At 37.5% G+C, this 8203-nt stretch carries 8 protein-coding genes and 3 tRNA genes; 7 read left to right on the top strand and 4 right to left on the bottom strand.

Annotated features, from left to right (window positions below; all coding sequences use genetic code 11):
- Nucleotides 1-463: 463 nt before the first annotated feature.
- Together E0409_RS04625 and E0409_RS04620 are read right to left on the bottom strand one after the other, a co-directional pair.
- Nucleotides 464-1030 (bottom strand): DUF4385 domain-containing protein, encoded by a 567-nt coding sequence (locus tag E0409_RS04625; protein ID WP_131288243.1) that lies wholly within the window; start codon nt 1028-1030, stop codon nt 464-466.
- A gap of 340 nt (nt 1031-1370) precedes the next feature.
- Nucleotides 1371-2243, bottom strand: coding sequence for an ATP-binding protein (locus E0409_RS04620; protein WP_131288240.1), 873 nt, complete (start codon nt 2241-2243; stop codon nt 1371-1373).
- A 186-nt stretch (nt 2244-2429) separates the two neighbouring features.
- On the opposite strand from E0409_RS04620, the gene E0409_RS04615 reads away from it, so the two are divergent.
- From E0409_RS04615 to E0409_RS04595, 5 genes are all read left to right on the top strand, one after another.
- Entirely contained in the window at nt 2430-3941 is a 1512-nt protein-coding gene (locus E0409_RS04615; protein WP_131288237.1) for a DUF3336 domain-containing protein, read from the top strand.
- Nucleotides 3931-4749, top strand: a complete 819-nt coding sequence (locus E0409_RS04610) for a protein kinase domain-containing protein (RefSeq protein ID WP_252151770.1) — start codon at nt 3931-3933, stop codon at nt 4747-4749. Before E0409_RS04615 ends, E0409_RS04610 begins: the two co-directional genes overlap by 11 nt.
- 104 nt (nt 4750-4853) lie before the next feature.
- Nucleotides 4854-4938: transfer RNA gene (locus tag E0409_RS04605), tRNA-Leu, on the top strand.
- A gap of 33 nt (nt 4939-4971) precedes the next feature.
- Nucleotides 4972-5045, top strand: a tRNA-Trp gene (locus E0409_RS04600).
- A gap of 38 nt (nt 5046-5083) precedes the next feature.
- Nucleotides 5084-5168 (top strand) — tRNA-Leu (locus E0409_RS04595).
- Nucleotides 5169-5335: 167 nt separating this feature from the next.
- On the opposite strand, the gene E0409_RS04590 is transcribed toward E0409_RS04595, so the two are convergent.
- Complete coding sequence (locus E0409_RS04590) at nt 5336-5539, bottom strand: hypothetical protein (protein ID WP_067723371.1); 204 nt, start codon at nt 5537-5539, stop codon at nt 5336-5338.
- 495 nt (nt 5540-6034) lie between these two features.
- On the opposite strand from E0409_RS04590, the gene E0409_RS04585 reads away from it, so the two are divergent.
- Nucleotides 6035-6307 carry a hypothetical protein gene (locus tag E0409_RS04585; protein ID WP_131288231.1) on the top strand — a complete coding sequence of 91 codons (273 nt, stop codon included), beginning with the start codon at nt 6035-6037 and terminating at the stop codon, nt 6305-6307.
- 21 nt (nt 6308-6328) lie between these two features.
- Here E0409_RS04585 and gloB read toward each other — a convergent pair whose 3' ends face one another.
- Nucleotides 6329-7060, bottom strand: a complete 732-nt coding sequence (gene gloB, locus E0409_RS04580) for a hydroxyacylglutathione hydrolase (RefSeq protein ID WP_131288228.1) — start codon at nt 7058-7060, stop codon at nt 6329-6331.
- Between the two features lie 219 nt (nt 7061-7279).
- Between gloB and E0409_RS04575 the strand changes: the two genes are divergently transcribed.
- Nucleotides 7280-8101 carry a PhzF family phenazine biosynthesis protein gene (locus E0409_RS04575; protein ID WP_131288224.1) on the top strand — a complete coding sequence of 274 codons (822 nt, stop codon included), beginning with the start codon at nt 7280-7282 and terminating at the stop codon, nt 8099-8101.
- Nucleotides 8102-8203 lie beyond the last annotated feature (102 nt).

Below are 8203 nucleotides of genomic sequence, written 5' to 3'. Positions count from 1 at the left end.
GGTTACTAAGAATGATCCAAGTAAATCTGTTTGAGAGAAAAACCTTAAAAGCTTTATTCATGCCCGATAAAATACCGATAAAACAAAAGGAAGCTCAATTGAGCCTCCTTTTATGAAAAATTGTGGGACAGCAGTGGGCTGAAAGCCTCTTTTTTTATCTGGCTTGTTTCAGTATTTATGGCTTTAAACAGTTCATTGTGATCTTGAATATAGCTTTGGAATTTTTCTAATGTTTGGTATTTCAGTTTGGGGGTGGCTGCATTGGTACGTTTATGAGATAGATAGACTTCTTTATGAGTTAAATCATAAAAGTTAAATCAGCCCGTAAATTGAATTTGTAGAACAAGGCCATGAAATGCTACACGTTGAAAAATGATTTTAGACAATAAAAAAGAGCAATTTCTAAATTTGAAATTGCTCTTTTAGGGTGAACGATCATTGATAGTTCAATGACAGCGTTTAATTAATCCTGACGGATCAACTCATTGAATTGTTCTTTAAGCTCAACGTATTTGGGATTTAATTTTGCTTGATCGCTTTTGTCTTTAAAGATTTTCGCAACAGCAATTTTGACCTGGTCTTCAGCGCTACGTGGCTGTTTTTCAGTTGTAACAGCATCATTGAGTTGTACTTTAACTTTGGGTGTAACGCCTTTATTTTTTCGGCCAGTTTTATGGGTACCTTTTTTATGATGTGCATAACGACGTGCACGGGTATAGCCCATCAGCAAAAACTTTCTTGCCATGTCTGCGCCAACAAAATCATTTTTCTCTAAATAATCTAAAAATAATGCAAAAATCTTCGCGCTACTTTCAGTGGCTTGAGCTTCATCTTCAAATTGCCAAAACGGTAAAATTTCAGATTTATAGGGTTCAACCAATAAAACACCTTCTTCACCACGACCAATGCGATATAACTCTGGACGCTTTCTGAAATTAATCTTTTCAAAGTCGAGTGAAAAGTCAAAGCTGCGTGAAAATGGTTTGGCGTCAGGCTTAGGCGTTAATGAATCTTGTTCGTTATTGGTCATTGAGGAGATTCCTTAAAATGTGAGAGTCCACTGAATAATCAACAATATTCGCGACTCTCAAGAAGTTTTGCCGAGTTTGAAGCATTTTGATGAACTTTGATATGTCAAAATTGCAATGCACATAACAACAGTTGTTTATATCGTCCAAATAAAATGATTCAAGTTTTTTAGGAAGAGGATCTGAAAGCGTAAATCATCCAGAATTTTTTACAAACTGTAATGATCGAAATAAAGATCTAAAGTATAAAGATCTAAAGTTATCTTGATGTGAAGTTTAGATCTCTATTTCAGTATTCATCAGTATTCAACAAGAGATTGAAAATGGCTAAATGATGAACAATTAAAGCGATGCCAATTTTTGTGAACCAATCCAGTGTTTAGAAAACTGATACGCCGCACGCCCTGAGCGCTGCCCACGTGCCTGACACCAACGCAACGCTTCGGCACGTGTAAACTCATCCATAGGCATATTGGCTTTTGCTAGATAATGCTCAACGATTTCTAAATACAAATTCTGATCCATGGGATAAAAAGACAGCCACATTCCGAAACGGTCTGAGAGTGAAATTTTCTCTTCAATCGCTTCTTGAGGGTGAAGTTCTGTATATTGCGGCACATCAACGCGCGTTACCGGTGTGTTTTCATGCATAAACTCAGGCAGTAAATGACGGCGGTTACTGGTGGCGTAAATAATAAAATTACTTGAACCTGACTGTAATGAACCATCTAAAACACTTTTTAAACTACGATAGTTTTCATCTTCAGCGTTGAAGGCTAAATCATCACAATAGACAATAAACTTTTCCGGACGGTTTTCAATAAGCTTCTGGATTAGTGGGAGGTCAGATAAATCATCACGTTCAATTTCAATTAAACGTAAACCTTCCGACTCATATTGGGTGAGCAGGGCGCGGACAATAGAAGATTTACCCGTACCCCGTGAACCTGTAAGTAAAACATCATTAGCAGGTAAACCCTTCAGGAATTGCAGGGTATTTTGAATCACTTTTTCTTTTTGTCTTTCAATACCTTTTAAATCATCCAAATACATCTTTTTGGGCTGTTGAATGGCTTTTAATTGTTTGTCTTGCCATTTATAAGCGGATGCCGAAAAGTCGGTTTCTTGTTTCAGTTCGGGTAAATTTTGCTGTAGTTGTTGGAGTACAGTAGAAAGTGCTTGTAATATATGATCAGGTAAATCAATTGTTGCCATGATTGTTCAGCTTATACGTTTAAAAGTAAAAGGGCGGTTTTACTGAAGAACTGTATATCAATTAGTCATAATTTGCCAATGGAATAGGCATTTTTGCAATGATAATCCGCTGAGTTTTCTGTCAATATTAGGCGTGATACCCTATCATGAAGGGCGAATAAAAATGAAAGGGTTTGAGGGGTAGATATGTTATTTAAAGATTTCACACAAGATATTAATCCACATCAGGCGTATCGCATAAAAAAATTAAAGCGCCAACTTGAAACTGCTGAAACATATGAAGAATGGAAAAGCCTCGCACTGCAAATAGATGAAGAATCAGGTGCTCAGGAATGGAAGTATGATAATTGCTCACCTTATTTTGATGCTGAAATTATTTCTCAACGCTTGAGTCGGTTAAGGCGCTATCGTTTTCAAAAACGTAGCCATGATCTCATGTACATATTACGTGAAGGTTTAAGCTATGATATTGCCAATATTGCAAATCCGATGTTGTTTACCGCCACCTATGTGGGAACAAAAAAAATCATAGAAGATTATGTGGAAGAAGTCAGTGAAAGTCTTGCCTACATTGCTTCAGATGCTTGTTCCTGTTTAGGTTTGGCTGAAAAAATTGAATTTTTTGAGCATTGTAAAAAGGCATACGGTCAACCTGCCATTATGTTTTCAGGTGGTGCGACCTTGGGATTGTTTCATACAGGTGTGTGTAAGGCATTGCTTGAACAGGATTTAATGCCCAAGGTGATCTCTGGTTCAAGTGCGGGTGCAATTATGACGGCAATGTTGGGTACTTCAAAACCGTCAGATATTTCAAGACTTTTAAATGGTGAAAACTTTTTTAGTGAAGCTTTTCATTTTCGTAAATTTAACGACATTATGAAGGGAAACGGTGGTTTTGCCGATGTAATGTACTTAAAGAAATTCTTGATTGAGAATTTGGGTCATGTGACCTTTGAAGAAGCCTTTAAAATCTCCGGGTTGCATATTAATGTGGCTGTTGCCCCTTATGATGCGTCACAAGAAGCCCGGATTATGAATGCCTATACTTCGCCAGATTTACTGGTTTGGAGTGCGGTATTGGCCTCCTGTGCAGTTCCTATTTTATTTCCACCGGTACATTTAACCAGTAAGCGTTATGATGGTAAGTTGACGCCCTATATGGCAAATACGCGTTGGGTGGATGGCAGTGTACGCAGTGATTTCCCTCAAGAGAAAATGGCAAGACTGTATAATTTAAATTACACCATCGCCAGTCAGGTCAATCCTCATATCGTACCGTTTATGCAAAGTGATGCAGAACGCCACCGTCGAGACCTGTTGAGTTGGCCTGAACGGATTATTCGACGTCAAGGGAAGGTGATTGCCAAAGGGATTATGGACTTTAGCCGGGGTCGGGTTGGAAAAATTCCCCCAGTGCGACGATTGCTCGATCATGGTTTTGGTGTGATTGATCAAGGGTATTATGGCGATGTAAATATTGTCGGGGCTTATAGCTTGCGACACTATAGTTATATGTTTCAGAATCCGCGACCATATTTATTCAAATTGTTACAACGTGAGGGGGAACGGGCGACTTGGCCTAAAATATCCTCGATTGAAACGCATGCCCGTGTAGGTAAAACCATTCAGCATTGTTTGGAACTTTTAAATTATCAAGATGATCCCGCACAAAAAGAAGCAGAATTTATTGCAGTTTAATGTTGAAGATATTGATTGCTTTAATTTGATTCAAAAGACCAAGCCTAAAAGTTTAACTTTTGGGCGTGCTTTATATACATTTGAACATCAGCAGCAACACTACTGGTTAAAAACCCAAGCAGGCAATATAAATCAAAGTTATGAAGCTGGGTTTTTAAATGAATTGGCTTTTTATCAGCAATTTGTAGATCCACACCACCCATCTGATTTTTTATTACCCTTTCAAATGATTGCTCACTTAAAAAGTGGAGAAGGGCAACAAGAGTCGGGAAGACCTGCATTGATTTTGAGTCATGCCGAATCACTATTAGGTGATTGTTCTGGTATGTCGCTGAATGAGATTAAAAAGACGCTGTTAAAAGTACTCGATGTGGTTGATCAATTGCATCAATTCGGCTGGATTCATGCTGATTTAAAGCGAGAGCATTTTGTTGAATACCAGCAGCGCGTGTGCTTGATTGATTTTGAACAGGTACAAAAAATCAATTCACCGATAAAATTGTATAGTCTGACCGCAACTCCACGCTATATGGCACCTGAACTTTTTCATGCAGCAGAGAAAAATGTACAAACCGACATTTATGCTGTGGGGATTATTTTTTATGAATGGCTCACTGGGCAGCGTTTAACAGCAGAAAATTATCAAGATTGGGCATATTTACATTGCCAACAGTTAAGTATTGAACTTCCAGAACATTTCACACCTTTAAAAAACCTTTTATCTGGCATGTTGGCTAAGCAAAAAGAGCGAAGATTTACCAATATTTACACTGTAAAACAGTGCTTACTCACTGAAAATGTTCAATAAAAATACAAAAAAATCGTTTTTGTTTTTTATTTAAACAAACAAGTGAATTTTTCATAAAAAGGTCTTGTCATCAGGAATCGATCTCTATAATATACACAGCCATTGGGGATGTGGCGAAATTGGTAGACGCACTGGATTTAGGTTCCAGCGCCGCAAGGTGTGAGAGTTCGAGTCTCTCCGTCCCCACCAATTATTATCAAACTTGTTTGGTAATAAGGCTATAGAGGATTGGTGTAATGGTAGCATGACGGTCTCCAAAACCGTTCGTCAAGGTTCGAGTCCTTGATCCTCTGCCAAGTTTTAAAAAAATCTAACACTATGTTAGTACCCAGATGGGGACGTGGCGAAATTGGTAGACGCACTGGATTTAGGTTCCAGCGCCGCAAGGTGTGAGAGTTCGAGTCTCTCCGTCCCCACCATCATATTAAAGCAAGGTATATACCTTGCTTTTTTATTGCCTGAAAAAAAGTGAATGACGAAATAAAAAAGCCCCAAAGTGGAGCTTTAAAGATTATTTAGAAAAGATGTTGTGAAAAATATATTTTGAATAAGTTATTTTTATCTCGATCCACCAGTGAAATATATTTTAAGCTTTTAAGTGATCTTCAAATTCTTCACCGAGCTGCATAGCCAGGGAGTTACCAGCCAAATCACAGGTAACCAAACCATATTCTTTTTTAAAGCTAAAAGTAAATCCGCGATTGTCGGTTAATGTTTTCACCGAATAGCCTAGTTTTTCTAACCAAATACGAAATGCAATTAAATTTTTTGCCTTAACAACTTTCTTCACGAGTGAACTCCTTGTGTATATGGGTACATTGCAGTATTAAATTAATAATAGGGATGCAGATTTTTTTTTAAAGGGTAGCTTTGTGTGGTTTTTTATAAAATAAATAATTTGTATTTTATATCAGCAATAATTGAATAAATAATAGCTAAAATTGAAGATGAAATTAACCCGTATATTGAAATGAATATTCACATATCTGTCTGATTTTTATTTATTTTAATTGAATTTTTTAGGGTGTTTGGAGATAGAAATATTTATACACAATTTTCAATGTAGCTTAAATGTTTCTATATTTGAGCTGTTTTTGGGGGATTGTTTAGAAATACCGAGCTGAAGCGGGAAATCATTATCATTTTATAAGCGACTAAGGATGAGTCAAAAAAATCGCAATGCTTCCGATATTAAAAAAAGATAAACTGTATTGCACCCATGCAGGATGAATGTTTTGTATTTTGTCTGCTATGCAATGTTTATTAAGATGATGATTAGATTGAAATGACGACAGAAACCATTGAACAAAATGTATTGAATCAAATTCAAAATATGCAGCAACAAGATTTAGTCCCTGTTGCTGTCATGTTAGGACATGAAGATTGGCTGATCTTCGCGGAACAATCAAAAGTGTCTTATACGCCTTTTGGCAGTGCTCGCCGTTATCAACCTGCTTTAGCTGGCTTGCTATTGGTTCGTGTTGATGAAATGAATATGACCCGTGTGGTGACTCAAATTGAGCTGGATGCTTATGCTCAAACGCATCAGATTTTATAAAGCTTCCATATTCGCTCCATATTAAAAATTATCTTTTAACTCTCGTAGGCGTTGGAATTCATCAACGCTTTCAACTCTTAAAAATGGATTGGTATCTAACTCTAACTCAATGGTACTCGGTAGTGTGCATTGACCGAGCATACGTTGTGCTTCGACTTTTTCGAAACGCTGTTGAATCGCCAGATTGTCGGGTTCTGCCTGTAATGCAAATTTTGCATTTGAAAGGGTGTATTCGTGTGTGCAATACACTTTGGTTCGTGCAGGTAAAGCGGCTAAGCGATTAAGCGAATGATACATTTGCTCATATGTGCCTTCAAAGACTCGCCCACAGCCCATCGCAAAAAGCGTGTCGCCGCAAAAAACAACATCTAAAGCATCAATAAAATAGACGATATGTCCCAGTGTATGACCAGGTACAGCAATAATCTCAACATCTAAATCATGGAAAGTAATGTGGGCTTCATGTTGCAGGGGATGGCTAATAAAAGGAACTTTAGTTAATTCTTCACGTGGACCATAAACAGGAATATTGCGATTGAGTAAAAGTGCAGGTACGCCACCGGTATGATCTTTATGCCAATGAGTCAGCCAAATCTGACTCAGCTTCAAATTGTTTTCTATACAGTATGTTTCTACCAAATGCGCTTCGGTGGGATCAATTGCGACCACTTCCTTACTCGGTGTATGTTCTAACAACCAGATATAGTTTTGTAATTGATTTTTGACATCAATCATGTGAATTTGAAAAGTCATGAGATAGGCGATCAATGAGAGAGATATGGATAAGCTATCGTTAAAGTCGATTTTTTTCTAGTGCAAGAGCGAAAATCTATACGGATGATTAATTTTCAACAAAGCCGTGAATATGGGGGATGTCAAAAAGTGATCTATAGAAAATATTTTTAAAATCTTTTTCTCTATTCAAGTTTTTCAATCGCTAAAATGGCGACTAATAAAATGGGATAAATTGATATGAAAATGTATCAGGTGGATGCGTTCACAAATGAGCTGTTTAAGGGCAATCCTGCAGCGGTGATTGTGACCGAGCAATGGCTGGATGAAACATTGATGCAAAATCTTGCCTTGGAAAATAATTTGTCTGAAACGGCATTTGTGAAAATCATGGATGCAGAGAATTATGAAATCCGCTGGTTTACGCCGACCACAGAAGTGGACTTTTGTGGACATGCCACTTTAGCCAGCAGTTTTGTGCTGTTTAAAGATTTTACATCTGCAAAAGTCATTCAATTTCATGTGAAAAATCTGGGCATCTTCGTAGTTAGCCAAGAGGCTGATGGAAAAATCAAAATGAATTTTCCTATTCGTCGTGCGGAGAAAGTTGAAACTTATCCTGAAATTTTAAATCAAGCTTTAACCAAGCCCTTTAAAAATGTCTATCTGAATAGCCAAGCTTATATTGTGGAATATGAAAACCCGCAAGATATTGTTGATGAAACTCCAAATTTGGAATTGCTCAAACATTTGGGGCGAATTCGAACGGCAATTACAGCGCAAGGGACATGTGTGGATTTAGCCTTAACTGCACAAGCTGAGCAATATGACTGTGTTTCGCGTTATTTTGCACCCGCCAATGGTATTGATGAAGATCCGGTAACGGGTTCAATTCATACCGCTATTGCGCCACTTTGGGCTGAAAAGCTGGGTAAAAGTGAAATTCTGGCTTATCAGGCATCAAAACGTGGCGGAGAATTGCATTGTGTTATGCTTGAAAATGAACGTATTGAAATTTCAGGTTATGCAAAGTTGTATATGCAGGCAGAGTTGTATCTATAAAATCTGTAAATAAATTTGCTACAAAGCCGTTGAAATAAACGGCTCTTTTTTCAAAAAACTACTACTAAAAATCAAAAGCATTTCCTAAGATGTCGTGGGTTA

Origin of the sequence: Acinetobacter sp. ANC 4862 (assembly GCF_004336635.1) — a bacterium.
GTDB lineage: Bacteria > Pseudomonadota > Gammaproteobacteria > Pseudomonadales > Moraxellaceae > Acinetobacter.
Note: the sequence above shows the minus strand (reverse complement) of the source record. Positions and strands in the feature narration are given on the sequence as shown.